This is a genomic window from Staphylococcus sp. HMSC65H10 (genome assembly GCF_001839185.1).
Taxonomy (GTDB): Bacteria; Bacillota; Bacilli; order Staphylococcales; family Staphylococcaceae; genus Staphylococcus; species Staphylococcus simulans.
The window spans coordinates 16,891-43,338 of record NZ_KV840328.1 but is presented as its reverse complement, the minus strand read 5'-3'; the positions used below and the strand labels follow the sequence as shown (position 1 = coordinate 43,338).

Below are 26,448 nucleotides of genomic sequence, written 5' to 3'. Positions count from 1 at the left end.
AATACGTTTCTTTCGATATATGGCGGTTAAACAAACATAATTCACCTATATTATAGAAAGAATCAATAGAAGTTCTGTCTATAAAAATGATAACCGTGTTATAATATGCATAATACAGAAAGTGGAAGGAGTTATTATGGCTTTAAAAGATAACGATATTATCGGTACAATTGAATTTCTCAAAGTAGTCGGTTTGAATGGTTCAACATACCAATTAGCAGGCCCAAATGGCGAAGAAGTGAAACTCAATCAATCAGAAGTAAATGAAGAGGATGACCTGGAAATAGGTGAAGAATATAGTTTCTTTATTTACCCAAACCGTTCTGGCGAATTATTTGCGACTCAAAACATGCCAGACATCACAACAACCAAATATGACTATGTTAAAGTACTAAAAACAGATCGCGATGGTGCGAAAGTAGATGCAGGACTTCCTCGTGAAGTTTTAATCCCATGGGAAGATTTACCAAAAGTTAAATCATTATGGCCGCAAAACGGCGATGAAGTGCTTGCGACATTAAGAATCGATAGTGAGAGACAAATGTTTGCGCGTCTCGCTTCAGAAACGATCGTCAGTCAAATGTACACACCTGTACATGATGATTCACTTCAAAACAATATTATCGAAGCGCGTGCCTATCGTGTATTAAAGATTGGAAGTTTCTTACTATCTAAAGATGGTTATAAAATCTTTGTACATGAAAGTGAAAGAAAATCAGAACCTAGATTAGGGGAAGCAGTCAATGTAAGAATTATTGGTCATAATGAAAAAGGCGAGTTGAATGGTTCATTCTTACCATTGGCTCATGAACGTCTTGATGATGATGGCCAAGTGATTTTTGATTTACTTGTAGAATATGATGGAGAACTGCCGTTTTGGGATAAATCAAGTCCAGAAGCAATCAAAGAAGTGTTCAATATGAGTAAAGGGTCATTCAAACGTGCAATCGGTCATTTATATAAGAAGAAAATCATTAACATTGAAACAGGCAAAATCAGCTTAACCAAAAAAGGGGAAGCGATTGCTGAATCAGAAAACCAATCTTAATAATATGAAAAACATTGAAACTAGGGTGCACTGCATCCTAGTTTTTTCTATTTTTTGTAATCTCACTGTAAAATAAGCACCTAAAAGAGCGATTTTTACATTCAAAATCAAAGCCACGCAATTTATTTCTCCTTTTTTCAAATTTTTTTACAGAAATTTTCAATCTAATTTCCATTGAGCAATTATGAAGGTCATATTAACACAATATTAAAACGTTGATATGACGCGGTTTATTGTGCGTTTGTAAACTTTGTAAAGATTGTAAATTTAATCTGATTTCTCATTCACTGTATATTTACAATTCCTCTATTTGTAATTAACAATCCGTCTGTAATATAGGTGTTGAAAGTAATTACATACAGCTTGAGCAAACAAAAAAATCATAACGCTCAAATGTTTATTTTAGGAGGATTTCTTATCATGAAAAAATGGCAAGTTTTAGGAACTACAGTAATTGGTGCTTCATTATTATTAGGCGCATGTGGAAACAGCGGCGGCGGTAGCAGCGACAGCGGAGATAGCAAGGATAAAGAAGTCAAAGGCGAAGTTAAAGGTGACGGTTCTTCAACTGTAGGACCAATTATTGAAATTTTAAATGAGAAATTTGCTCAAAAATATCCGAACGTTACGGTTTCATCAGGTACTTCTGGTACAGGTGGCGGTTTTGAAAAATTCATCAATAACGAAACTGATTTCTCAAACGCTTCACGTCCAATCAAAGATGAAGAGAAAAAGAAATTAGAAGAAAAAGGCATCAAATACTCTGAATGGAAGATCGCTAAAGACGGTGTAACAATCGCAGTCAACAAAGACAACGATTTCGTTAAAGAGTTAACAGTTGATGAGTTGAAAAAAATCTACTCTGGTCAAGCTAAAACTTGGAAAGATGTTAACCCTAAATTCCCAGCTAAAGAAATCAAAGCATTCTCACCAGACCAATCACATGGTACTTACGATTTCTTCAGTGAAGAAGTTATGAACAAAGAAGATATCAAAGCTGAGAAAAACGCAGATACAAACGTTATCGTACAATCAGTTAAAAATAACAAAAACGGTGTAGGTTACTTTGGTTACAACTTCTACGAGCAAAACAAAGATTCATTAAAAGAAGTTAAAATCAAAGGTAAAGACGGTAAAGCAATCGAACCAACTAAGAAATCTATCCAAGATGGTTCTTACGCATTAAGCCGTGACTTATATGTATACACTAACGACAAAAAACTTAAAGACAATAAAGGTCTTAACACATTCATCAAATTTATCTTAGAAGATAAAGGTAAATCAGCAGAAAAAGCTGGCTATGTAGCATTACCTGAAAAAGACTACAAAGATCAACTTAAAAAACTAGAAGATTCAACTAAATAATCACAGCAGTACTCAAGTTAAACTTCCATTAGCAGTGAAACTTTCAACTTAAGTTTCGCATCTCATAAGCACTTGTCCACCCGAGCTGTGTCTCGGGTGCGCTTGTTTTAAGACTTATTCACACAATCAAATTGTTTAACACTTATTATTTTTCCAAGGGAAGGAAGAAGGGAATTATGAAATCTCAACACAACGTTAGAGAAATGATTGCTCATAACCAAAGAAACAAAAAAGGTGTCAGTGACAAACTTGTTCCTATTGTTTTAGCGGTTATCGCAGTGATATCGATTCTTACAACAATTGGTATCTTATTTACTCTATTAACAGAAACTATTACATTCTTCACACGTGTATCTATCGTAGAATTCTTGTTTACAAGAGAGTGGAACCCATTCTCTAGCGACCCGAAATACGGTATTTGGGCATTAATATTTGGTACGTTGAAAGTTACTGTCATTGCGACACTCTTTGCGGTACCTATCGGATTAGGCGCAGCGATTTATTTGAGCGAATATGCATCAGACAGAATGCGTAAAATTATTAAACCTGTACTTGAAATTTTAGCAGGGATCCCAACAATTGTGTTTGGTTTCTTCGCATTAACATTCGTAACACCAATGTTACGTAGTATCTTCCCTGAATTAGGAAGCTTCAACTCAATTTCACCAGGTTTAGTCGTAGGGGTTATGATCATCCCATTAATCACAAGTTTAAGTGAAGATGCGATGGCATCAGTACCGAACAAAATTCGTGAAGGTGCATTAGGATTAGGCGCAACAAAATTTGAAGTTGCGACAAAAGTTGTTTTACCAGCAGCCATTTCAGGGATTGTCGCTTCAATTGTTTTAGCAATCTCAAGAGCCATCGGTGAAACAATGATTGTATCTTTAGCAGCAGGTAGTACACCAGATGCAACATTTAATTTAACTGGTTCAATTCAGACTATGACAGGTTATATCGTACAAGTTGCAACAGGTGATGCAACATTCGGATCTGATACGTATTACAGTATTTACGCTGTAGGATTTACGCTTTTCCTTTTCACACTTGTAATGAATTTAATCTCTCAATGGATTGCAAAACGTTTCAGAGAGGAGTATTAAGATGGCGACTACAACAACTACAAACCAAAGTGGCAGCAGCAGAGCGCTGGTTAACCAACAACAAGTTGAAAAGAAATTATCATCTCGTTTAACTAAAAACAAAGTGTTGAAGTGGGTATTCTTCGCTTGTACTTTAATCGGACTTATTGTGCTAGCAGCATTATTAATCGATACATTAATCAAAGGGGTTCCTTATTTAAAACCATCATTCTTTACGAACTTCTCATCTTCAATGTCTTCAATGGCAGGGATTAAAGGTGCATTAGTTGGTACATTATGGTTAATGATTACAATCATTCCTATCTCAATCATTTTAGGTGTAGGTACAGCGATTTATCTTGAAGAATATGCGAAAGATAATGCATTCACAAGTTTCGTTAAAATCAGTATTTCAAACTTAGCTGGTGTACCTTCAGTTGTATTCGGTTTATTAGGACTTACGATTTTCGTTCGTGGTATGGGAATTGAATCTTTATCACTAGGTAAATCAGTCATTGCAGCCGCTTTAACAATGTCATTACTGATTTTGCCAGTAATCATTGTATCAAGCCAAGAAGCAATTCGTGCTGTACCTAAATCAGTACGAGAAGCAAGTTATGGATTAGGCGGCAACAAATGGCAAACAATTTACAAAATTGTTTTACCAGCTGCATTACCTGGTATCTTAACAGGATTCATCTTATCATTATCACGTGCATTAGGTGAAACAGCACCATTAATCTTAATCGGTATCCCAACAATCTTATTACGCTTACCAACTGGTATCTTCGATATGTTCCAAGCAATGCCGATTCAAATTTACAACTGGGCAAAAATGCCGCAAGAAGCATTCCAACATGTCGCATCAGCCGGCATCATCGTTTTACTTGTATTGTTACTAGCGATGAATGGTTTAGCGATATTCTTAAGAAATAAATTCAGTAAAAAATACTAATTGATAAATTGAAGCTCACGAATAATAATTGATCAAAGGAGTTTTGACAGAATGGAAAAAGTTCAAGACAGAAAACAAGGACAAGACAAGGCAAAGCTAAATGAAGAGTTACAAAGCCACGCGTCAGAACGTACAATTAAAGTAGAATCATACTCTAATGAATCGTCTAAAATTAAAACAGATACAAACAAAGAAATTGTTTACTCAACTCAAAATTTAGACTTATGGTACGGTGAAAACCACGCATTAAAAAATATTAACTTAGATATTTTAGAAAACAATGTCACAGCGATTATCGGACCTTCAGGTTGCGGTAAATCAACGTATATCAAAACATTAAACAGAATGGTAGAACTTGTACCAAGTGTTAAAACAGCAGGTAAAATTCTTTACCGCGGCAACGATATTTTCAGCAATAAACAATCTGTTGAAAAATTACGTACAAACGTAGGTATGGTGTTCCAACAACCGAACCCATTCCCAAAATCAATTTATGATAACATCACATATGGCCCAAAAATCCACGGCATCAAAGACAAGAAAGTCTTAGATGAAATCGTTGAAAAATCATTACGCGGCGCAGCAATCTGGGATGAATTAAAAGACAGATTAAACCAAAACGCATATGGTTTATCAGGTGGACAGCAACAGCGTGTATGTATCGCTAGATGTTTAGCAATCGAACCTGATGTAATCTTAATGGATGAACCTACATCAGCACTTGACCCGATTTCAACATTAAAAGTTGAAGAATTGGTTCAAGAATTAAAACAAAAATATTCTATCATCATGGTAACGCATAACATGCAACAGGCAGCACGTATTTCAGACAAAACAGCATTCTTCTTAAATGGTTACGTAAACGAGTACGATGATACTGATAAGCTCTTCTCTAATCCTTCTGACAAACAAACAGAAGACTACATTTCAGGACGTTTCGGTTAATGACTGTTATCCGTCAGCATTATGAAGAGCAACTAAAAGACTTAATCAAAGATTTACGTGCTTTGGGAATTAAAGTCTACTTCAGTATCGAAAAAGCGGTTCAATCTTTAAATAAAGAAGATCGAAATTTCGCTCGCCAAATCATTAAAGGTGATTTGGATATTAACCAATTAGAAGATGAAATCAATGAAAAAGTTGTGATGTTAATCACAAAACAACAACCGATTGCGACAGATTTACGTATGATGATTGCTGCATTAAAAATCGCATCAGAATTTGAACGAATCGGTGATAATGCCGCAAGCATTGCGAAAATCCGTAAACGTGTAAAAATCACTGATCATTACATTTTAACGCGTTTAAAAACAATGGGTGATTTAGGGTTGCTTATGCTGAAAGATTTAGATACAGCATTTAAAAATAAAGACGTAACTTTAATTCTTGAAATTATCGAACGAGATAAAGATATTGACGATTTATATAAAGACATCGTAAATACAACTTATTTAATCGATAATGATCCATTTGTGGCAGGGCAAGCCCATTTAGCCGCAAGACATTTAGAACGTATGGGAGACCATATCGCAAATATCGCTGAAAATATTTACTACTATATTACTGGCGAAGCTTACGAATCAATGGTCTAAAAATATAAAAACAGGGAGAACACTCAATGCGAGCGTTCTCCCTGTTTTATTTGTGTAACTCAACAATATATAAAGCTTGATATGAACTTTTCTTATGATTGTTGGTTAATTTCTTCTGTTAATTCTTCAAGTTCATCTACAAGACTGCTGATATAACTGATTGTCTCACGCAGTGGGGCATCTGTTGTAATATCAATACCTGCTGTTTTTGCTAAGTCTACAGGTGATAAACTGCCGCCAGCTTTCAAGGTATTCAACCAATCTTCTACTGCAGGTTGTCCTTCGTTTTTAATACGTTGTGACATCACTGTACCTATTGTTAAACCAGCAGAATACGTATAAGAATAGAGTCCCATATAGTAGTGTGGTTGACGCATCCAAGTCAACTCTGCTCCTTCAGAAATTTCAACTGCATCACCAAAGAAGTCTTGATAAACTTTGCGTGTAATATCGTTAAGTGTAGAGGCTGTTAATGTTTCACCTGCATCTACTAAGCGATAAACTTCTCTTTGATACGTTGCTTCTAATAAGTGGGTCACCATATTGTGATAGTATGTTCTTGAAATAATAGAACCGATTACCCAACGTTTAAATTTAGGGTCATTACTACTTTCAAAGAGATAGTTCGACATTAACATTTCATTGGTAGTAGATGGTGCTTCTACAAAGTACATAGACGCTTCTGATTCTAAGAAGTTTTGATGACTTTGTGCAAGATTGAAATGACCTGCATGTCCTAATTCATGTGCTAATACAAAGGCTTCATTCATTTTACCAGTCCATGAGATAAAGACATAGCTGTGAGAAGCATATGGACTTGCGCAATAAGCACCTGTTTCTTTACCTTTATTTTGCGCAAAATCAATCCAACGATCATCATAAGCAGCTTGTACCATGTTTAAGTAGTCATCGCCTAAAATACCTAATGCATTATAGATATAGTTTTTAGAATCTTCAATTGAGATTTCTGGATCATATGATGGATCAATAGAGACTTTCAAGTCTTCAAATTTCATATGGTCAAAACCATGTACTTTTTGAAGTAATTTCGCATATCGTTGCATGACAGGTGCTAATTCACTCATTATGACATCAATTTGACGGTCATACATTTCTCTTGTCACTTCTTGTTCTTCCAACAAGTAGTCAATGACTGAATCATAGCCTCTTAAATCCGCTTCAATCTTCTCTTGTTGTACATGCGTATTATAAATCGCAGCTGTCGTATGTTGATATTTACGTAAAGCTTCACTGAAATGTTTAAAGCTTTTTCGTCTGAATGTTGTATCAGGATTATCTTCATATTCATTTTCGAAAGTAGGGTAGTCTAATGGATATGTTTTACCATCTACTTCAAATGGCTCAAAATGAATATCCAACATTTTAGTGATACCGTACATATCATAAGCTGCACTGAATGTCGGTGATAAAGCTGCTAATGTTTTTTCCACCTCGAATGACAATTGGTGTGGTTTACGACGTTTCAATTGTTTTAAATAATGTGGATAAGGTGTATCAGCAATCAATTCGTCGATTTGCGCATCAGATAATGCGAGAATTTCTGACTCAACAAAAGCAAGTTGACTCGCAATTTTTCCGTATGATGTACTAAGTTTAGCACTCAATTTTTGACGGTTCGGATCAGTAGTATCTACACTGTGATACATTTCCGCGTAATTACCTAAACGATCAATTTGAACTAATAAATCTACAAATCGAGGTAATGCTGCTTTCACTTGTTCTACTGAATCTAAATGATTTTCAAACGTCTTATTGAACGCAAGTGTATCACTTAATACTTCTTCTAATGTTTGATAAAATGCTTCATCACTTTCAAATAAATCCGATAAGTCCCATTTCTCTTGCTTAGGAATATCTTTTCTTAATGGTAATCCTTGGCTCATATAGAATTCCTCCTGCAATCTTAATAATTGTTATGAGTAAATTATACATCAAGCGATTCATGAAAGCATCTAGCACAAGCTTTGATTTATTTCATGTTTTAATCACTTTACTGTACAATATGTATAAAGCAAACGATTAAATTCTCATAGAAATGAGAGGAGTAAGTATATGACGATTTTTGATATGCCGAATTATTTATGGATTACGATTGTAGCAGTATTAATCGTAACTGTCTTTTTCGGACTCGCTTTAAGTAAATGGGTAGCACCTGCAGTATTAACATTTGTAGTACTAGGCGTGCTTGCATTCTTCTTGCCAAACTTTTTTGATATCACCTATCAGCCATTATTAGGGTATGCTGCGTTTATGGCAATTATCAGTTTAATTGAAAGTTTCTTAGTCTGGTATTTCACACGCGACTTCAGACGTCGTCGTTTAGAAAAACGTCTTCAAAAAGAGCTGCATGAACATGAAGGCAGACGTTCACGCATACATGGTTTCCGCAGAAATAAATAAATATATTTATAACAAACAAGGCTGTTTTCTAAGCAGTCTTGTTTTATTTTGTTTATACTATAGCGCCAACGCACTCTTCTTTTAAAATGAATATTTACGTATTATAATTAAACAATAATGCCTATAGATAGAAAGGAAGTGAACAGCATCTCAAAAGATGATGTTTAAACTTACATAACATAACTTTAACTGAGATGTCTTTCATGAAACGATTACTTACATCACTTGCTGCAGGTGCAGTCATACTTGCTGGATGCAGTAATAGCGGAGGTTCCTCATCAGCTGATGATCAATTAAAAGTCGAACTCCCTCTAAAAACGACAACACTTGCACCGTATGATACAGATGTTCCTGTTACAATTGGAGCGGCTGAAACATTATTTAAAACAACAACGAAAGGTGAAATTAAACCACACCTCGTTAAATCATACGACCAACCATCTGATGATACATTAACTTTCACCTTAAAAGATGGCATTAAATTCCAAAATGGACATGCCTTAACAGGACAAGCTGTCAAAGATAGCTTAGAGCAAGGTTTGAAAAAAAGCGACCTGCTGAAAGCAACATTACCTATTGAATCTATTAAAGCTGAAGGCCAAAAAGTAACGATTAAGACTAAAGGTGCGTATCCAGAATTGATTTCTGAACTTGCGAGTCCTTTTACCGCTATTTATGATACAAAATCCAAAACAGATATCAAACAAACACCTGTCGGCACAGGCCCATATGCTATTAAAGATTTCAAACGAACACAACAAATCAATTTAAGTCAAAATAAAGATTATTGGCATGGTAAACCAGAATTAAAATCTATGAAAGTTACCTTTAATGAAGATGGCAGTTCAAGAACAGAACATGTACTCTCTGGCCGTACGGATGTCACTACTAATGTACCTGTAGATAAAATCAACAGCGTCAAAAAATCAGATAAAGCAAAACTAGAAAATACTTCAGGTTTCAGAACATCACTATTACTTTACAACCACACTAGTCCTAAAATGACTAAAAACGTGCGAGAAGCATTAGATGCTGTGATTAATCGCCAACAAATCAGTGATAAAGTCGCTGATCGTTATGCAGCACCAGCTAATGGTCCGTTCAATACAAAACTAGACTTTATTAAAGATAAAGCCATTCCGAAACAAGATATCTCTAAAGCCAAAGCACTAATGGAAAAAGCAGGCTATTCAGAGAAACATCCATTAAAATTGAATGTTTCATCTTATTCAGGCAGACCTGAACTGACTAAAATCTTACAAGTCATTCAATCTGATGCGAAAAAAGCACATATTCAAATTAAAATTCAAAACGTAGATGATATTGAAGGCTTCTTGAAAAACAAAAAAGATTGGGATGCCTCTATGTATAGTTTCGGTACGATTCCTAGAGGAGATACAGGTTACTTCTTTAATATGGCATATAAAAAAGATGGTGCAGTGAATAAGGGCGCTTATCATAATCACAAAGTAGATCAATTGATTGAACAATTGAATCATACTGTAGATAAAAATGAGCGTCATCACTTAACAAATGAAATATTAGAAGTATCAAAGCAAGATATTCCAAATAGTTATATCCTTTATAATGACCAAATCAATGCGATGAACCAAAAAGTCGAAAATGTTCAAACGACACCAGAAGGTATTTACCTGATTGATGAAAAGGTAGATAAACGAAAATGATAATTAAACACTTACTCTCTAGAATAGGACAAATGATCTTAGTATTATTTGTCCTTTCTACTATTACATTTATATTGATGAAACTTTCGCCTGGTGATCCAGTCAATAAAATGCTGCATTTAGATGTTGCAAATGTATCTCATGACAAAATTGAACAAGCCAGAGCACAATTAGGATTAAATCAACCGATAATTGTGCAGTGGTGGGAGTGGTTTACACATATGTTACGTTTGGACTTCGGCACGAGTATTCAAACACAAGAGCCAGTACTGAATGAACTATTATTCTTCACACCACCCACACTCACTATCGCATTTGGTACATTACTGATTACGTTGTTATTATCTTTAACACTTGGAACGTTAGCTGCTGTTTATTATCACACTTGGATTGATCGTACCATTCGTGTGTTAACTTCAGCTTTTGTTTCAATTCCTTCATTCTTTTTAGGAATGTTACTGATTTATTTCGTAGCACAAAAATTAGAGCTATTACCAGCAGCTGGTATTGATACGCCTGCTGGTTATATTTTGCCTATTATCGCGTTAAGTATCGGTTTAAGTGCGTATCACATTCGCTTAATGCGTTCGACTTTAATCGATTTATATCGAAGCAGGGAAGTGAAAGCGTCACGTGCACGTGGCATGTCAGAAAGTTATATTCTATTTAAAGACATCTTCAAACCTGCTTTGATACCCGTGATTTCTATTATCGGTATGTCTATTGGCGGTTTAATCGGAAGTACTGTTGTAATCGAGAATTTATTCGATATACCGGGTATCGGTTATTTCTTAGTTGAAAGCATTCGTTCGAGAGATTATCCTGTCGTTCAAGGCGCTGTATTAATGATAGGCGCCTTTGTGGTGATTGGAAATGCGATTGCGGATATCATTATCTTATTCTTAGACCCGACACAACGCTATAAACATTTGAAACCTAAATCTTTATGGTCACGCAGAAGAGAAGGGCGAGTGAAACAATGATGAAACTGACGAAACATAATATCATTTTTTATATTTTCGCTATCTATTTGCTTTTACTCATTCTTCTTCAATTTACAGTAACAAGTAACCAAGCATTAACGGTACATTTAAACGATGCATTACAAAATCCAAGCCTACAACACTGGCTTGGGACTGATGATTATGGCAGAGATTTATTTGCGCGACTCGTGATAGGTGCACGTTATACACTTGCGATTACACTGCTAACAATTGCTTTAATCGTAATAATAGGTGTACCGCTAGGTTTGATTGCGGGTTATCGCAAAGGTATCTTAGACACCATTATTATGAGAATCATTGATATTGGTTTAGGTATCCCTGACTTTGTCTTAATGATTGCATTTGCGAGTTTCTTTAAACCAAGTATTTGGAATTTAGTCATTGCCATTACAATCATTAACTGGATGACTTATACGAGAGTAACGCGTACGATTGTAAATACAGAGATGGACAAAAATTATATTAAACTAGCTCGTTATTTCCATGTGCCAGGCTATGTAATTATCTTTAAGCACTTATTACCGCAAGTGCTTCCTTCATTAATCGTCTTGATGATTGTAGATATTGGTAAAATCATCCTATATATTTCATCACTTTCATTCTTAGGGTTAGGCGCACAACCACCTTCACCAGAATGGGGTGCGATGTTAGCGGCTGGTAGAGATTTCTTTACTGAACATCCGATTATATTATTAGCACCTGCAACATTGATTTCCATTACTATTTTGCTCTTTAATTTGGCAGGGGATGCATTGCGAGACCGTATCTCAGAAAGAAGGGATATTCATGACTAAAACTTTGATGCAATTGAATAATTTGAATATCACCGATCAACAGCAACGTCCCTTAATACAGCATTTAAACTTGTCTATTATAGAAGGTAAAGTGAATGTATTAATCGGTGAAAGTGGTTCAGGCAAAAGCTTAACCGCAAGTGCATTAATCGGTCAAACGCCTAGAGAATTAAAAGTATCTTATGATCAATTCTATTTTGAGAACCAACCCATTCAATCTATTAAACCATTATTAGGTAAACAAATTGGGTATATCTCACAAGATTATGCGCATAGTTTTAATAATCACACCCGTCTTGGCAAACAATTAAGTGCCATATATCGTACGCATTATGCTGTTTCTAAACAAGAAGCATTAGAACATATTGAACACGCCTTGAATTGGGTGAATTTAGACAGCAATAATATTTTATCTAAATATCGTTTCATGTTATCAGGTGGACAGTTAGAACGATTGTATATTGCGAGTGTTTTAATGTTAGAACCTGATTTAATTATTGCGGATGAACCTGTCGCATCGTTAGATGTATTAAATGGCCAACGTATTATGAAGCTGATTAAGCACTTAGCTGAAGCTCACAATACAACTTTACTGTTAATCACACATAACTTAACACATGTGATTCAATATGCGGATGAAATTAATGTTATTAAAGATGGAACCATCATTGAAAGTGGACCTATATCGCAATTTAAAGAAGGTAATATTGCTGGATATACAAAGCACTTGTTAAATGCGAGAAGTCGCTTAATACGAAAGGAAGATACGCATGATTAAAATTAAACATCTCAGTTTTGCGTATGACAAAGCAGATATTCTTCATAACATTAATCTCAATATTCAAAAGGGCGAATTAGTAGGGATTATCGGTGAATCAGGCTCTGGTAAAACGACATTAATGAACTTGATTCTAGGTGAATTAACGCCTGTTCAAGGCACAATAGATATTAATTCGCCTCGTATCTTACCAATTTTTCAACAAGCGACACAGAGTTTTAATCCAAAGTTAACGATTAAAGCATCACTAAAAGAACCTTTAAAATACTATGCGAATGCTGAACACTCATTTGACCAAGTTGTATTACCTTTAATGTCACAATTAGACTTAGATAGCCAACTCTTAACGCGTTATCCAGATCAAGTCAGTGGGGGGCAATTACAACGATTTAATGTATTAAGAACGGTTATGTTGCAGCCTGATGTTTTAATTTGCGATGAAATCACATCAAGTTTAGATGTTGTTGCTGAACAAAAATTAGTCGAAAAGCTTAAAGCCATCCATAACCAACAACAAACAACAATGATCATTATTTCTCATGATATAGCAATGTTAAATCAAATTGTTGAACGAATGATTGTCATTCAAAACGGTCAAATTGTAGATGATTTTAGAACTGAACAATTATTTGATGAATCACGGCATCCATATACTAAAGAACTCATAGCTGCTTATAACGAAAATTAAATTACTCATATAGTATCCAGGTACAAAAAGGTATCTGGATACTATTTATGTAATATCTTAGATTATGTAAACTAGAGACAGATCAGCTGATTCAACTAATGACCAATCCTTAATCAAAGTTTTTACATACTTAAATCCATAACTTGCTATATGTACGAATTTACCTAAATTAAAATACGTAAAAACAGCTTTTTTGGATTAGAATTTGAGGAAGTTCAAACTAAAGCAAACAAAGACTCAAACACAAGTTACAAATCATGACCAAGCAACATAAACATAACAACAAAAGTATCAATACATACACAATAGAGTATAGGTAAAACCACTTCTTCTGCTCAATACATAACTTCCTATAATATATATTATGTAAACTAAAAGAACAAAAAGAATAGTTACATACAGCTACCTCGCTTTTATGGTCATATTTACCATATATTCAGTTTTGCTAACTTATATTATTTTCTGCATACAGTCATTAACTAACAAATCTATAATTCATTTTAAGCTGAACTGACTTATCTTAATTACCGTGGATCTTCATATTAATTTATTCAAACTACAAATCTAAGTTCAAATCACATATCTCATTATTATAAATCAGCTTAGTCATTTCTAATTGCTATTATGTAACGCCATTGGTATTTATCCATCATATCTAATTCTCATTGCAGCTCAGAGCGTCTCTCAGCATCTTATTTTATGATAAATACCTTATTTATGTTCACAATATCCATCTTTGACATTACTTAAATCAATCCAGTTTAAACATCGTTAATCATACCATTTTAATTATAACTACTTTGCGTCATCTGTATGATTATCCGTAATATTAATTCTCGATGCAATACAGAGGCTCTCTCAGCATTCAAATTTTCTAATAACTGCATTTATAATGCTTAAACACCAATATCTAAACATACTCAATCAATCCTTATATGCAATATTTTAAATACAATAACACTAATTAGTTTACATAACATAAATATATTTAATTCTATCTTTTACAGTCATTTAGCTTTCCAAACAACTAAACCTCTTAATTTTTAGCTATTTACCGCTAAATAACTGTATACATTAATCACTTGATGCTAAAATCGATGAATGTTTTAACACGCTGGATCAAAAAATTGATGATAAATTTAATGCATTAGTTATTAGATGGTAGAATTGTTAAACTTGATACAAAGTTTGACGATTTCCAAAAAAGCTCAAATACTCAGTTCAAATGGTTAATTACAACTATGCTCAGCATGAACCTAATAGTTCTTGGTGTATTGACTTACTTTATATAACGTTTTTTTATTTTGAGGCTTATTTTAAGTCACTTAATCCCCTGGTATTACTTATTTATAACTCCTCTCTTTCTTTATGTTTTTGTGCACATACGAGAACTTTCTTACCTTTTTAAGCAAAGAATATCCTATTTAACTTCACTTTAAATACCATTTAATTATACAATTTACTTCTTTTGTTGATTATCATCTTATTTTAACTATTTATGAATTTTTTAACATGTAATTTTTCGTTAAAGGGTATATACTAATGTATATAATTCATGAAAGAGGTGTTAAAATTGTCTACTAATCACATTAGATGGTCAAGTTTAATCATCGGTTTATTATTCGCATTGATTGGAATTTTAAGCGTGAGCTTCCCTGTCGAAAACTTAACAGTCATCACTTGGTTATTCGGGATTTTCTTCATATTTAATGGTATTGCTGAATTATTCTTCAGACGTTTAACAAAAGCTTTTGTAGGTATTGCTAGCGGCTGGTTAATGATACTTGGTATTCTTAATATTATTTTCGGTATTTTATTTATTGTTTTTACTAATGTAGGTCAAGTCGCAATTATTTATATGCTTGCATTTTGGTTTATCTTTTCATCTGCATTAGGTGTCTTTACTGTGACACCAGTAGAGCGTACAAATAAGGTATATCACTTTTTCTCATTACTCGTTAATATCATTGGTATTATCGCAGGTATCATTTTATTGTTCAATCCATTAATAGGTGCATTTTTAATCGCTTTCTTTGTTGGTTTCACTTTCCTTTTAATCGGTTTAAACTATGTCTTTGACGCATTTGCGCACTAATTAAATCACAAAAAACGTGCTTTCTTCAAAATTTGATGAGGAAAGCACGTTTTTTATTATGTTAGGTTGCTTCTTAAAAGCATTTATTTTTTTACTTTTTGACGGATGTTATTCAACGTATTGAAAATCCAATATTTCACTTTTTGAATTGGTTTATAGAAATCTCCGATTAATTCTTCAATTTGTACATTGAAGCCACGTTTGAAGCGGTACACACCGTAGTCTTCACTATCTTCAGTGAAATCACCTGATAAACCATAGAAATTATAACGATCATAACCATGTTCGAAGCAATAGTTAATCATGAACCAATGCATCATATAAGGTCCCATGTATTGATTATATTTCTCTGAAGAACCACCAGAGAAGTAGTTCACTTCATAGGCATTTGCGAAATAAACGCCTGCAGCTAAATCTAGAATTGAACCATCTGTTTGACGCAATTCGCTCGCTTTCAGCAATTCTTTTTGGTCATGTTCAATTTGTTTATCCAACTCTGAGATTTTCTTCAATTGTTTATCAGATTTATTTTCTTTCGCCATCATTTGATCACGACGGCCTTCTTTATCATTTAATGACTCTTGTAGCGATGTGATGTACTCATCTAAATCAATATAAGCTAATGGGATTAATACTTTATCACCATAGTGCTCAATGAAGTTTTTGAAGTACTCATCTGTTTTTGAAACGAAACCAGCACGTTCTTCAGTTTCACGGTATAACTTGAAGAATTTATCTAGTTCGTCTTCACCTAAGAAACGAACTTTTACCCCATAATTAATTGACTTATTGATATTACGTTTACGTTGGCTATCAAATTGTTTTTTAAGAGAGGCTGGTGTTTCGTCTTTAAGATCTAAGACACCCATCCAACGCACTTGGCTTGAAGTGTCGTATTTTGTTGTGAAGCCATGGTGATGATAACCGTGTGATTTAAATAAGTTCACAAGTGCATCATTTTGTTCACGACTTGGGAATGGGTTTACGTCTTTATCATAAATTTGGTAAATCCAATATGGATCTAATTTCACATATAAGCAATTATGCTGACGTAAGTATTTCTCTAACTCACGTAAATAAAACTCTACAAGACCTAAATCGCTATAGTCCATGACCGGACCACGGTTTGAATAATAAACATAACTTCCCATTGTAGGAATTTTAGAGAATAAACTTGCTGCAATCACACGGTTGTCGATGTCTTTAATCCCTAATAATACAACTTCAAAACCGTCTGCTTCTCTTGTGCCGATATTTTCTTTCGTTTGAAAATAATGGCTTTCTAGCGATGGATTCTGCACAAAATTGTCATATTCTTTAACTGTCAACTCTGTAAATTTCATTTCTTTATTTCCCTTCTACCTTATGTTTATCTATCTTTGATTTTCTTAAGCGTCGTATAAAGTTTATACATCGGCTTATTAATCGGTGCAATAAAGTCTCCAACATATTCAATTACATCTGCGTTAAATCCTTTTTTGAACTTCACAACGCCTGCATCCTCAGCGTCTTCAGTAAAGTGACCGCTGATACCATAGAAGTTATAACGATCGATACCATGGTTAATCGCATAGTTGATCATTTCCCATTGCACTGCATAACTTCCCGCAAAGTGACGGTATTCATTCGCAGTACCACCTGCATAATAAACAACTTCAAATGGATTAATAATAAAGAATCCAGCTGAAATCGGTAGTTCATTACCATGTTTTTGTTGTAAGTCGCGCGCTTCAGCAACTTTTTGATGATGTGCTTCTAATTGTTGTTCAAGGTTTTCTTTTTTGCGTGCAGCTTTTTGGTTCTCAGGATTCTTATTCAAGTCTTTCTCAGCTTTATTGATTTCTTTTTCTAAATTCTTTTGTTCAGCGTTCAATTCATTAATATACTCTTCAAAATCAATGTAAGCCATCGGTACTAAGACACGATCTTTATAGTGTTTTAGTCTGTGATAATAGAAGTCGTCTTCACGATCATCAAAGTCTTTCGCTTCTGCAGTATCTTCCATAAATTTACGGAAAATATGCATTTCATCTTCACCTAAGAAGCGGACTTTTACACCATTACGTTTTACTTTTTTCGTATTACGTTTACGTAGACTATCCATACCTTTTAAAACATCTTGTGGTGTTTTATCTTTTAAATCTAATACAGAATGGAAACGAATTTGAATAATCGGATCAAAGCCAGTTGTAAAGCCTTGATGGATATAACCCAGTTGTTCCATTTTATCAAATATCCAATCATGACCTGCATTTCCTGTAATCTCACCATCATGGTTACGGTATTGATATGGTAAATATGGATCTACTCTTAAGTATAATGCATTGTATTGTTTAACATATGCCTTTAATTCTCTAAAGAAGTAATGGACTAATTCTTTATTATCATAATCAATGACCGGCCCACGGTTTGAATAGAAATATTTAAAGAATTTCATTACTGGCACAGCTGTAAGTAAACATGCTGCAATGACATTGTCATCTTTGTCTTTCACCCCGACAAGATGTGTTTCTGTACCTTCTGCAACTTTCAACTCATAGTTGCCTACCATTTGTGTAAAATGGCTATACGGCATTTTATCTGTAAAATCTCCAAATTCAGCTGTAGTTAAATTGGTAAACTTCATAATTTCAATAACTCCTAATTCGTATTCTCTATCTTTTAATTTCTTATTGGTATCAATTTTCAATCTTCATTATTATACAATACCCAAAAGGAAAACTAAAATTGAAACCTTTCATTTCTGTTGTTTTATTATGTATGTTAAGCAAGAATTCAACTTCTTACAACTATTCTGGTTCGCCTTTAAGTAAGTACTTTGTGTAATAACCTTGCTTATCTATCATAACACGCACACGTGTCAAACCGTTATCAAAACCACTATATATAAAGCGAAAATCAGAGTCTGAGACAGACCCTGATTTAAAAAAACATTTTATGATTGTGCAGTTGTTTTATTTTCATCTAATGCTTTACGAATACTTTGTAAGTAACCTCTTGTTTTTGCTTCTTCGTCATTTGCGAAACGTTTGACGATTTCACTGCCAATGACTGCACCATCAGCGAAACGTGTCACTTCTGCGACTTGTTCTGGTGTTCTGATACCGAATCCTGCTACAACAGGTACATTTGCTTTTTCTTGAATGAATGCAATTTTTTGTTGTAATTCTGGGTGGAACGCTCCATTATCTCCAGTTGTCGCATTCATTGTTACAGTATAGATGAATCCTTCAGCATGTGCTGCGATGTGTTCAATACGTTCGTTTGAAGCGGTCATAGCAATTAATGAGATGATATTGACTTTGCGATCAGGGAAACGTGCTTTGAGTTGTTCTGCAAGTTCAAATGGTAAATCCGGAATAATTAAACCGTATACACCTGCTGCCTCACAGTCTTCTAGAAATGCTGCTTCTCCATAATGTAATATCACATTATAGTAAGTCATTAAGACATATTTAGACCCTTGTAATTCATCTTTATGTGCTTTAAGCTCATCTAAAATCACGCGTGCACTCATACCTTCTTTAATTGCCTTACTGCCTGCATCCATAATTGTTGGACCATCTGCGACAGGATCTGAAAATGGTAGGCCGATTTCAACAATATCTGCCCCTTCTTCTTGTAAGACTTTTAAATTATCAATGAATTTTTTGTTACCCATAATATAAGGAATAAATAGTTTACTCATGACCTTCACCTCGTTCTTGTGTATATTTACGAATTGTATCCATGTCTTTATCTCCTCGACCTGAAACAGTAACAACAATAATTTCATCTTTGCCCATTGTCGGTGCTAATTTTTCTACGTAACTTAAGGCATGTGCACTTTCAATTGCTGGAATAATGCCTTCTGCTTTCGTAAATCTAATTAAAGCTTCCATCGCTTCTTCATCTGATGCACTTGGGTATTCCGCACGACCAATATCATGGTAGTAACTATGCTCAGGTCCAATACCTGGATAATCTAGACCCGCTGAAATAGAGTGTGCTAAACCGATTTGACCGTTGTCATCTTGTAATAGATACATTTTCGTACCATGTAAGACACCAACAGAGCCTTTACCGATTGCTAAAGCATGTTTTTCTGTGTCTTCACCTTCACCTGCAGCTTCTACACCATACAATTTTACGTCTTTATCTTGTACAAAAGGATAGAACGTACCAATTGAGTTAGAACCGCCGCCTACACATGCAACTACTGCGTCAGGTAAACGACCTTCTTTTTCTAAAATTTGTGATTTAATTTCATTGCCGATGACACTTTGGAAATCACGAACCATTGTTGGGAACGGATCTGGTCCTAATGCTGAACCTAATAAATAGTGTGTATCGTCAACGTGGCTGACCCAATATTGTAACGCCTTGTTCACCGCATCCGATAATGTACCTTGACCATCTGTCACAGACACTACTTTGGCACCTAATAATTCCATTCTGAATACGTTCAATGCTTGACGTTGGATATCTTCTTCACCCATGAAAACCACAAGTTCCATATCAAAGAGTGCTGCCACGGTTGCACTGGCTACACCATGTTGGCCTGCACCTGTTTCAGCAACTAATTTACGTTTGCCCATACGTTTTGCTAACAAAGCTTGTCCTAAGGCGTTATTAATTTTATGAGCACCAGTATGATTTAAATCTTCGCGTTTTAAATAAATTTTTGCGCCGCCTAACTCTTCTGTATAGGATTTCGCATAAGTTAAAGGTGTTTCACGTCCTACATAATCTTTTAAATAGTAATCTAATTCTTGTTGGAATTCGGGATCATTTTTAGCTTCATCATAAGCCTGTCTTAATTCTTGAATCGCTGGCATTAATGTTTCTGGGACATAGCGTCCGCCATAATTACCAAAGAATCCAAGTTCATCTACTTCAGTTTGAATGGGTTGTGTTGTTTCGTTCGTCATTTTTATCTCTCTCCTTAATATAATTTGAAATTTGTTTCATTGCTTGTGGATCTTTTCGACCTTCTACTTCAATGCCACTTGCGATGTCGAATCCTGTTGTTTGAATATCGAGTTGTTCGAATTGTTGAATCTTCTCTAAATCCATACCGCCTGCCACTAAATACGGAACATCTGAGAGTTGTTTCAGTAATTGCCAATCAAATGATTGACCAGTGCCGCCATAATGGATGGAAGGTGTATCGATAATAAATAAATCTACTTCGTTTCGATAAGTTTCAATGGCTTCAACTAGTTCAGAACTTGCTGGAAGTGCTTTGTATATTTGAATGTCAGGATATTGTGAGTTGCACCATCGTAAGAGTGCAACATCTTCATGTCCGTGAAATTGAATCGTATCAATATTTGTTTCTTCTATAAGTTTTGCAACAATTTCCTTTGTTGGATTAACGACCACTACTACTTTATGAATCTTTTCAGGTACAAGTTTTGTTAATTGTGCAATGTCTTCTATACTTTGATGACGTTTACTTTTGGGATAGTGGATAAAGCCTATCGCATCTATATCATTCTCTATGGCTCGTGTAACATCGTCTACTGATTGAAACCCGCAATATTTTAAGAACATCTTACTGCTCCTTTTTTAACTGTAAGCTTGGTAAGAATTGGGATAAATCATCACACTTCATAAGTGATTCACCAACTAAGATGCCATCTATACCTGAACCCACAATTTTTTCGACGTCTTCTTGTATATGAATGCCACTTTCTGAAATATAATAATAACCATCTTTTTTATTCTCTAGTATTTCATTAGTATGTTCGACATTCGTCACAAAACGTGTTAAATCACGGTTGTTTACACCAATAATATCTGGCGCAAGTTGATAAGCTCTCACTAATTCTTGCTTACTGTGTACTTCTACTAACACATCTAAATCTAAAGACTTCGCATATTGATAAAGTTCATGCATTTGTTGATCATCTAAAATATTGACGATGAGTAAAATGATGGATGCACCTGCACGATATGCCACATCAATTTGAATCGGTTCTATCATAAAGTCTTTACATAATACAGGTAATGTCGTTTCTTGTGTAAGTTTATTTAAGCGTTCATAACTGCCGCCGAAATAATATTCATCAGTCAGAATAGAAATTGCTTGTGCACCGTAGGCTTCATAATCTTTAACTTGTTGTGTCAAATCTCGATCAGGTAATTTCTTAACTGAAGGACTTTTAGATTTGATTTCTGCGATGACTGATAAATGACTGCGTTCTTTTAAACGTTCACTTAATTTCTTTTTATATTTAACATTGGTTACTGGAAGTGTACGTAATAAACGATCATAGTACCCTTCTTCTAATAACGATTTCTTATATTCAACAATGTCATCCAATATAGTCATACACTTGCCCTCCTGTTTTTTTATATTGAGCAAAAGCTTTACCTTCATCGATTAATTGTTGTGCTAATGTCACACCTTCTTGAATCGAATCTGCTTTTTCCGCAACATATAATGCGATACCAGCATTTAATACCACGACATCACGTTTACTTGAATGATCTTTGCCAGTTAAAATATTTAAGGTAATTTCTAAGTTTTCTGCAGGTGTGCCGCCTTTTAATGTTTCATTACTTGCTGGTGTTAAGCCCACATCTTCAGCATTTAAATGATAAGACGTAATACCTGTTTCTTGGTTCACTTCATAAATAATGTTTTCTCCAGACAATGTCGCTTCGTCCATTCCGTTTGCGCCGTGTAACACGATGGCACGTTTTCGACCTAAGTCATAGAGTGTTTCAGCCATTGGTTTCACAAACGCTGGATTGTAAACCCCTACGACTTGATACTCTAATTTGTATGGATGAATCATAGGTCCTAAGATGTTAAAGATGGTTGGACCTTCTAACATTTTGCGAATCGGTTGGATATATTTCATGACCGGATACGTGTCTGTCGCATTTAAAAAGGCTAAACCTGTTTCTTGCATTCTTGTTTCAACATCAGCGACTTGCGAACTAGCGATTCCCATTTTATTGAGTAAGTCACTGCTGCCTGAAGCGGATGTGATACTGCGGTTGCCGTGTTTTAGTACGTTGACACCTGCTGCAGCGACGATGAAAGAAGCGGTTGTTGAAATATTGAAGCTATTTGATTTATCGCCACCTGTACCACATACACACATAGCACCAGGGTAAACCGGTTGTACAGGATACATCGTTTGAATCATTGCTGCTACTAAATAAGTGACTTCTGTTTGATTTAATGGGCGAGCAGTATAATCACGTAACAATTCTGCTTTTGTTTCATTATCAATATCCGGGTTTATTAACGTTTGGATAAATGTATTAATGTCTTGTTGCGTTAAGTTCGGTTGTGTTTGGATTTTTTGAATAAGTGTCATGGCTGCTAGCCCCTTTCTCAACGAGTTTAATAAAGTTATGAATAATCTCAGTTCCATGTTCAGTCGCAAAAGATTCTGGATGATACTGGATACCATAATGTGGTTTATCTTGATGTTCGAAAGATTGAATACAATCCGTTGTTTCTCCTGTAATAACTAATGATTCTGGGAATGTTTCTGGATCGCTGATGAGCGAATGGTAACGCATGATTTTAAATGCTTCAGGCAACCCTTCGTATAAGACTGTCGGTTTTAATTGGTGCATCGTATCAATCTTGCCATGTAAGACACTGGCACCTTGGATAACATGTCCTTTGTAGTAACATGTCAAAGCCTGTGCACCTAAGCAGATACCTAAAATCGGCAAGTCTTCAAAGTGTTTAATAATACGATTTAAGTCGTCTGTATCTTCAGGATGACCAGGTCCCGGTGAAATAATCAGCGCATCTGGCTGTAAGTCAAAGACTGTCGGATCATCAGGGTATTTCACCACGACATCTGTGTAAGCTGCTACGATATTCACTAAGTTATAAGTAAATGAGTCATAATTATCTACGATTAATATCATGGTGTAACCTCCAATAAGCTTTTCGCTTTAAGTTTCGTTTCTTCTAATTCTTTTTCAGGTATTGAATCATATACAACACCACATCCTGCCTCTACATCTACATACGTCTCATCAATTAACATCGTACGAATCGCTAAAGCGAAATCTAAATCGTGATTGCAGTTGATATAACCGACACCACCGCTGTAAACGCCACGTTTATACGGATGTGCTTCATAGATACGTTCAATTGCTCTGAGTTTTGGTGCACCCGATACCGTGCCTGTTGGTAATAAGCTTGCGATAATGTCCATAGGTGACATTTTTTCATTTAGCTGCCCAGTTACGACACTAACGATATGCATCACATGTTCATATTTTTCAATTTCCATTAAGCGTTCAATTTTAGATGTGCCTGTCTTACTGACACGATGAATATCATTTCTTCCTAAATCTACTAACATACGATGTTCACTTAACTCTTTTTCATCACTTAACAATTGCTGTGCATTAGCTTCGTCTTCTTCAGGTGTTTGTCCCCTTTTGATTGTTCCGGCAATTGGATTAGTAACAACTTCATTACCTTTAACTTTGACGAAACTTTCAGGTGAACTTCCGACGATAATCGGTTCATCGATATTTAAGTAATACATATATGGACTTGGATTTTGACGTTTCAACTTACGATACAGTTGATAAGATAAGTCATGTAATTTATCGCCGAACTCATGTTTATAACGATAAATTCTTGAAGGGACAACTTGGAACATATCTCCCTCAGTAATTAACTGTTTAAATTTCGAAATATTTTGAATAAATTGATTATCCCGAATATTCGGAATAATATCTTTTTGACTTGGCACAAAAGAAGTATCCGGCTGATACAATTTAACATTTTGTAAAGCATCTATTTGTTGGTTTACTCTTTTTTCAATGGCCTCAGGCGGTTCATTTGAGAATAAGTTTGTAGATATCACATACAAGTATTCTTTATAATGATCAAATACATATACATTTTCAATCATATATAAATGAACATCAGTTTGATTTGGTTTATCAGCTACTTGTCTTTTCTTTAGTACTGGAAATTCATGTCTGACTAAATCAAAACTACATGAGCCGATAAATCCTGAAATAAATGGTAGATCTTTTAATAAGTCCTCTTCAATCTCTGCGTAATAACTTTGAACATATTCTTTAAGTCTTTGATAAGGTTGTTTCGTCTCTGTGATTGTTTGTTCTGGTGTTTTTATTGTAAGTTCATCTTCAGTCAATATCACCTCACCGTATATATCAAAGGCAACGACTGAATAACGACCTTTAGTTTTATTTTGACTTGCACTTTCTAAAATAATTTTTCGCTCTGCTAATTGTGCTAATGCTTCAGGGGTAATATCAGCATTTAATCTCTTGTATACTACATCCATTATGTTAATTCTCCTCCCATAATAAAAAGCGTCCTTGTTTGTTGTAACAAGGACGCTTTTGGCGCGGTACCACCTTTATTAGCCATCAGTTTGATGACCCACTCATACTTGATTGAATTGTCAGCTTCCAACAAAACCCAATTCATTAGGCAGCGAGGTTAGTTTGCATCAACCACTAACTTTCTGAATTTACTCTAACTGCTTAACTACTTCATTTTATCTCTTCACTGTATTTCTCTTTTTCTTTTTAACTCAATATAAAAACACCACAATAACGCTCTTCCGATAAGGACGCGTTACCGTGGTGCCACCTTAGTTCAACATTTTCATGTTCTTATTCACTATTTAAATTGTTGATCTTGCACATTAAAAGCCCAATTCACATTATATGTCGTACTGATTTACATCAACCATCAGTTTTCTGTGTGCTACAAATCATATAAGCTACGTTTACTTCTAACGTCGTTTGCAATGTACTTTGAATAATACACGCTCTTTTTTGGGTTGTCAACACATAAATTCAAAAATTCTAACTATTTCGAATTAATCTTCAACCATTTCTGAATAAAGATAGACTTTAAGTAAACGTTGTGTCGCTTTGATTGAATCAAGATGCGTACGCTCTAACGCATGTGAAGATTCGATACCCGCACCAAATAAACCGTGTTTTATATCTGCTCCTGCGCGTAACGCAGCTGAAGCGTCTGAGCCATAGTAAGGATAAATATCAACTTTGTATGGAATATTATTTTCTTTCGCCAATTGTGTAAGATGTTGGCGTAATTTTTTATGATATGGTCCTGATGCATCTTTAGCACAAATCGACACTGTATATTCGTCTGACATTTGACCATCACCTAACGCACCCATATCAAATGCAATGTATTCATTCACTTTACCTGGAATTGACGCATTCGCACCATAACCGATTTCTTCATTATTTGAAATAAAGAAGTGTGTCGTATAAGGCAATGTTTTATCATTGTTGCTATAGTCTTCTAAGAAATCCATAATCATCGCAACACTTGCCTTGTCATCTAAATGACGAGATTTAATAAAATCATTCTCTGTAATGATTGTTCTAGGATCTAAACTTACAAAGTCCCCTACTTCAATACCTAATTGGCGTGTATCTTCTTCATCATGTGTTACCGCATCAATTCTGATTTCCATATGTTCTTTATCTCGTGGAATATTATGGTTGTCTTTATAAACATGAACTGAAGTTTCATGTAAACAAATCGTGCCTGTATAGTTTTTACCTGAATCTGTATGAATCGTACAGTATTCACCTTCAATTGCGTTGAACGCATAACCGCCAATCAACTCAATACCTAAGCGACCATCTTCTTTAATTTCTTTGACCATTGCGCCTAAAGTATCTACATGTGCAGTAATACAACGATGATCTACATCATTTTCACCTTTAACTGTAATCATCAATGCACCTTTATTTGTCACATAAGTCGGATACCCTAAATCCTCCGCAAAAGATTGCACATACTCTATAGCTTGATAAGCATCACCTGATGGGCTTGGAATTTCGGTTAATGTTTTAATAGTTTCAAAAATATTTTTTGACATAAAAGACCCCTCCTTACTCTTATTGTACCGATTAATTTTCCAAATAGAAATTGAAATAGATAAGTGA

The 26,448-nt window shown here is 34.8% G+C and carries 24 protein-coding genes; 13 read left to right on the top strand and 11 right to left on the bottom strand.

Going from position 1 to position 26,448, the window contains the following annotated elements:
• The first annotated feature begins 136 nt into the window (after positions 1–136).
• The 6 genes from cvfB (at position 137) to phoU (ending at position 6,042) form a co-directional block, all read left to right on the top strand.
• Positions 137–1,048 (top strand): RNA-binding virulence regulatory protein CvfB, encoded by a 912-nt coding sequence (gene cvfB / locus HMPREF3270_RS04530; RefSeq protein WP_023015224.1) that lies wholly within the window; start codon positions 137–139, stop codon positions 1,046–1,048.
• A gap of 420 nt (positions 1,049–1,468) precedes the next feature.
• Positions 1,469–2,413 (top strand): phosphate ABC transporter substrate-binding protein PstS family protein, encoded by a 945-nt coding sequence (locus tag HMPREF3270_RS04525; RefSeq protein WP_002480903.1) that lies wholly within the window; start codon positions 1,469–1,471, stop codon positions 2,411–2,413.
• Between the two features lie 176 nt (positions 2,414–2,589).
• A complete protein-coding gene (gene pstC, locus HMPREF3270_RS04520) occupies positions 2,590–3,516 on the top strand; it encodes a phosphate ABC transporter permease subunit PstC (protein ID WP_002480902.1) in 927 nt (308 codons plus the stop codon).
• Position 3,517: 1 nt separating this feature from the next.
• Positions 3,518–4,450, top strand: coding sequence for a phosphate ABC transporter permease PstA (gene pstA / locus HMPREF3270_RS04515; protein WP_070848668.1), 933 nt, complete (start codon positions 3,518–3,520; stop codon positions 4,448–4,450).
• Between the two features lie 51 nt (positions 4,451–4,501).
• Positions 4,502–5,395 carry a phosphate ABC transporter ATP-binding protein PstB gene (gene pstB, locus HMPREF3270_RS04510; RefSeq protein ID WP_070626743.1) on the top strand — a complete coding sequence of 298 codons (894 nt, stop codon included), beginning with the start codon at positions 4,502–4,504 and terminating at the stop codon, positions 5,393–5,395.
• The gene (gene phoU / locus HMPREF3270_RS04505) at positions 5,395–6,042 is read left to right on the top strand and encodes a phosphate signaling complex protein PhoU (protein WP_002480899.1); all 648 of its coding nucleotides are present in this window, start codon (positions 5,395–5,397) and stop codon (positions 6,040–6,042) included. Before pstB ends, phoU begins: the two co-directional genes overlap by 1 nt.
• A 92-nt stretch (positions 6,043–6,134) precedes the next feature.
• Here the strand turns inward: phoU and pepF are convergent, their stop codons facing one another.
• Complete coding sequence (pepF, locus tag HMPREF3270_RS04500) at positions 6,135–7,946, bottom strand: oligoendopeptidase F (protein WP_002480898.1); 1,812 nt, start codon at positions 7,944–7,946, stop codon at positions 6,135–6,137.
• 169 nt (positions 7,947–8,115) lie between these two features.
• Between pepF and HMPREF3270_RS04495 the strand changes: the two genes are divergently transcribed.
• From HMPREF3270_RS04495 to HMPREF3270_RS04465, 7 genes are all read left to right on the top strand, one after another.
• Entirely contained in the window at positions 8,116–8,463 is a 348-nt protein-coding gene (locus HMPREF3270_RS04495) for a hypothetical protein (protein WP_002480897.1), read from the top strand.
• 203 nt (positions 8,464–8,666) lie between these two features.
• Positions 8,667–10,148, top strand: a complete 1,482-nt coding sequence (nikA, locus tag HMPREF3270_RS04490; protein WP_070848666.1) for a nickel ABC transporter substrate-binding protein — start codon at positions 8,667–8,669, stop codon at positions 10,146–10,148.
• Positions 10,148–11,131, top strand: a complete 984-nt coding sequence (gene nikB, locus HMPREF3270_RS04485; RefSeq protein WP_371106798.1) for a nickel ABC transporter permease — start codon at positions 10,148–10,150, stop codon at positions 11,129–11,131. Before nikA ends, nikB begins: the two co-directional genes overlap by 1 nt.
• The gene (gene nikC / locus HMPREF3270_RS04480) at positions 11,128–11,946 is read left to right on the top strand and encodes a nickel transporter permease (RefSeq protein WP_070848665.1); all 819 of its coding nucleotides are present in this window, start codon (positions 11,128–11,130) and stop codon (positions 11,944–11,946) included. Before nikB ends, nikC begins: the two co-directional genes overlap by 4 nt.
• Positions 11,939–12,724 (top strand): ATP-binding cassette domain-containing protein, encoded by a 786-nt coding sequence (locus HMPREF3270_RS04475; RefSeq protein WP_070848664.1) that lies wholly within the window; start codon positions 11,939–11,941, stop codon positions 12,722–12,724. Before nikC ends, HMPREF3270_RS04475 begins: the two co-directional genes overlap by 8 nt.
• On the top strand, positions 12,717–13,412 hold the full coding sequence (locus tag HMPREF3270_RS04470) for an ABC transporter ATP-binding protein (RefSeq protein ID WP_070848663.1): 696 nt from the start codon (positions 12,717–12,719) through the stop codon (positions 13,410–13,412). The genes HMPREF3270_RS04475 and HMPREF3270_RS04470 overlap by 8 nt, the downstream gene beginning before the upstream one ends.
• 1,573 nt (positions 13,413–14,985) lie before the next feature.
• Entirely contained in the window at positions 14,986–15,507 is a 522-nt protein-coding gene (locus HMPREF3270_RS04465) for an HdeD family acid-resistance protein (RefSeq protein ID WP_023015231.1), read from the top strand.
• Positions 15,508–15,590: 83 nt separating this feature from the next.
• On the opposite strand, the gene HMPREF3270_RS04460 is transcribed toward HMPREF3270_RS04465, so the two are convergent.
• The 10 genes from HMPREF3270_RS04460 to HMPREF3270_RS04415 form a co-directional block, all read right to left on the bottom strand.
• Entirely contained in the window at positions 15,591–16,850 is a 1,260-nt protein-coding gene (locus HMPREF3270_RS04460) for an aminoacyltransferase (protein ID WP_002480890.1), read from the bottom strand.
• Positions 16,851–16,876: 26 nt separating this feature from the next.
• Positions 16,877–18,133 carry an aminoacyltransferase gene (locus tag HMPREF3270_RS04455; protein WP_023015233.1) on the bottom strand — a complete coding sequence of 419 codons (1,257 nt, stop codon included), beginning with the start codon at positions 18,131–18,133 and terminating at the stop codon, positions 16,877–16,879.
• Positions 18,134–18,442: 309 nt separating this feature from the next.
• Entirely contained in the window at positions 18,443–19,195 is a 753-nt protein-coding gene (trpA, locus tag HMPREF3270_RS04450; protein WP_070848662.1) for a tryptophan synthase subunit alpha, read from the bottom strand.
• Positions 19,188–20,417: a tryptophan synthase subunit beta gene (gene trpB / locus HMPREF3270_RS04445; RefSeq protein WP_023015235.1), complete on the bottom strand. Its 1,230-nt coding sequence runs from the start codon at positions 20,415–20,417 to the stop codon at positions 19,188–19,190. The genes trpA and trpB overlap by 8 nt, the downstream gene beginning before the upstream one ends.
• Entirely contained in the window at positions 20,383–21,042 is a 660-nt protein-coding gene (locus HMPREF3270_RS04440; RefSeq protein WP_070848661.1) for a phosphoribosylanthranilate isomerase, read from the bottom strand. Before HMPREF3270_RS04440 ends, trpB begins: the two co-directional genes overlap by 35 nt.
• A 1-nt stretch (position 21,043) precedes the next feature.
• Complete coding sequence (trpC, locus tag HMPREF3270_RS04435; protein ID WP_070848660.1) at positions 21,044–21,823, bottom strand: indole-3-glycerol phosphate synthase TrpC; 780 nt, start codon at positions 21,821–21,823, stop codon at positions 21,044–21,046.
• On the bottom strand, positions 21,807–22,823 hold the full coding sequence (trpD, locus tag HMPREF3270_RS04430; RefSeq protein WP_070848659.1) for an anthranilate phosphoribosyltransferase: 1,017 nt from the start codon (positions 22,821–22,823) through the stop codon (positions 21,807–21,809). Before trpD ends, trpC begins: the two co-directional genes overlap by 17 nt.
• Positions 22,768–23,391, bottom strand: coding sequence for an anthranilate synthase component II (locus HMPREF3270_RS04425; protein WP_070848658.1), 624 nt, complete (start codon positions 23,389–23,391; stop codon positions 22,768–22,770). The genes trpD and HMPREF3270_RS04425 overlap by 56 nt, the downstream gene beginning before the upstream one ends.
• Positions 23,388–24,797 (bottom strand): anthranilate synthase component I, encoded by a 1,410-nt coding sequence (locus HMPREF3270_RS04420; protein ID WP_070848657.1) that lies wholly within the window; start codon positions 24,795–24,797, stop codon positions 23,388–23,390. The genes HMPREF3270_RS04425 and HMPREF3270_RS04420 overlap by 4 nt, the downstream gene beginning before the upstream one ends.
• A 543-nt stretch (positions 24,798–25,340) precedes the next feature.
• A complete protein-coding gene (locus HMPREF3270_RS04415; protein ID WP_070848656.1) occupies positions 25,341–26,381 on the bottom strand; it encodes a M42 family metallopeptidase in 1,041 nt (346 codons plus the stop codon).
• Between the last annotated feature and the right edge of the window lie 67 nt (positions 26,382–26,448).

What these genes read in the sequence shown, in the direction of transcription:
- trpB (WP_023015235.1), bottom strand. Translation starts at nt 20,417, where the DNA reads ATGACGAACGAAACAACACAACCCATTCAAACTGAAGTAGATGAACTT.
- phoU (WP_002480899.1), top strand. Translation starts at nt 5,395, where the DNA reads ATGACTGTTATCCGTCAGCATTATGAAGAGCAACTAAAAGACTTAATC.
- HMPREF3270_RS04440 (WP_070848661.1), bottom strand. Translation starts at nt 21,042, where the DNA reads ATGTTCTTAAAATATTGCGGGTTTCAATCAGTAGACGATGTTACACGA.
- pepF (WP_002480898.1), bottom strand. Translation starts at nt 7,946, where the DNA reads ATGAGCCAAGGATTACCATTAAGAAAAGATATTCCTAAGCAAGAGAAA.
- HMPREF3270_RS04455 (WP_023015233.1), bottom strand. Translation starts at nt 18,133, where the DNA reads ATGAAGTTTACCAATTTAACTACAGCTGAATTTGGAGATTTTACAGAT.
- nikA (WP_070848666.1), top strand. Translation starts at nt 8,667, where the DNA reads ATGAAACGATTACTTACATCACTTGCTGCAGGTGCAGTCATACTTGCT.
- HMPREF3270_RS04470 (WP_070848663.1), top strand. Translation starts at nt 12,717, where the DNA reads ATGATTAAAATTAAACATCTCAGTTTTGCGTATGACAAAGCAGATATT.
- HMPREF3270_RS04495 (WP_002480897.1), top strand. Translation starts at nt 8,116, where the DNA reads ATGACGATTTTTGATATGCCGAATTATTTATGGATTACGATTGTAGCA.
- pstA (WP_070848668.1), top strand. Translation starts at nt 3,518, where the DNA reads ATGGCGACTACAACAACTACAAACCAAAGTGGCAGCAGCAGAGCGCTG.
- trpD (WP_070848659.1), bottom strand. Translation starts at nt 22,823, where the DNA reads ATGACACTTATTCAAAAAATCCAAACACAACCGAACTTAACGCAACAA.
- trpA (WP_070848662.1), bottom strand. Translation starts at nt 19,195, where the DNA reads ATGAGTAAACTATTTATTCCTTATATTATGGGTAACAAAAAATTCATT.
- nikC (WP_070848665.1), top strand. Translation starts at nt 11,128, where the DNA reads ATGATGAAACTGACGAAACATAATATCATTTTTTATATTTTCGCTATC.
- HMPREF3270_RS04525 (WP_002480903.1), top strand. Translation starts at nt 1,469, where the DNA reads ATGAAAAAATGGCAAGTTTTAGGAACTACAGTAATTGGTGCTTCATTA.
- trpC (WP_070848660.1), bottom strand. Translation starts at nt 21,823, where the DNA reads ATGACTATATTGGATGACATTGTTGAATATAAGAAATCGTTATTAGAA.
- pstB (WP_070626743.1), top strand. Translation starts at nt 4,502, where the DNA reads ATGGAAAAAGTTCAAGACAGAAAACAAGGACAAGACAAGGCAAAGCTA.
- pstC (WP_002480902.1), top strand. Translation starts at nt 2,590, where the DNA reads ATGAAATCTCAACACAACGTTAGAGAAATGATTGCTCATAACCAAAGA.
- HMPREF3270_RS04425 (WP_070848658.1), bottom strand. Translation starts at nt 23,391, where the DNA reads ATGATATTAATCGTAGATAATTATGACTCATTTACTTATAACTTAGTG.
- HMPREF3270_RS04460 (WP_002480890.1), bottom strand. Translation starts at nt 16,850, where the DNA reads ATGAAATTTACAGAGTTGACAGTTAAAGAATATGACAATTTTGTGCAG.
- HMPREF3270_RS04415 (WP_070848656.1), bottom strand. Translation starts at nt 26,381, where the DNA reads ATGTCAAAAAATATTTTTGAAACTATTAAAACATTAACCGAAATTCCA.
- HMPREF3270_RS04420 (WP_070848657.1), bottom strand. Translation starts at nt 24,797, where the DNA reads ATGGATGTAGTATACAAGAGATTAAATGCTGATATTACCCCTGAAGCA.
- HMPREF3270_RS04475 (WP_070848664.1), top strand. Translation starts at nt 11,939, where the DNA reads ATGACTAAAACTTTGATGCAATTGAATAATTTGAATATCACCGATCAA.
- cvfB (WP_023015224.1), top strand. Translation starts at nt 137, where the DNA reads ATGGCTTTAAAAGATAACGATATTATCGGTACAATTGAATTTCTCAAA.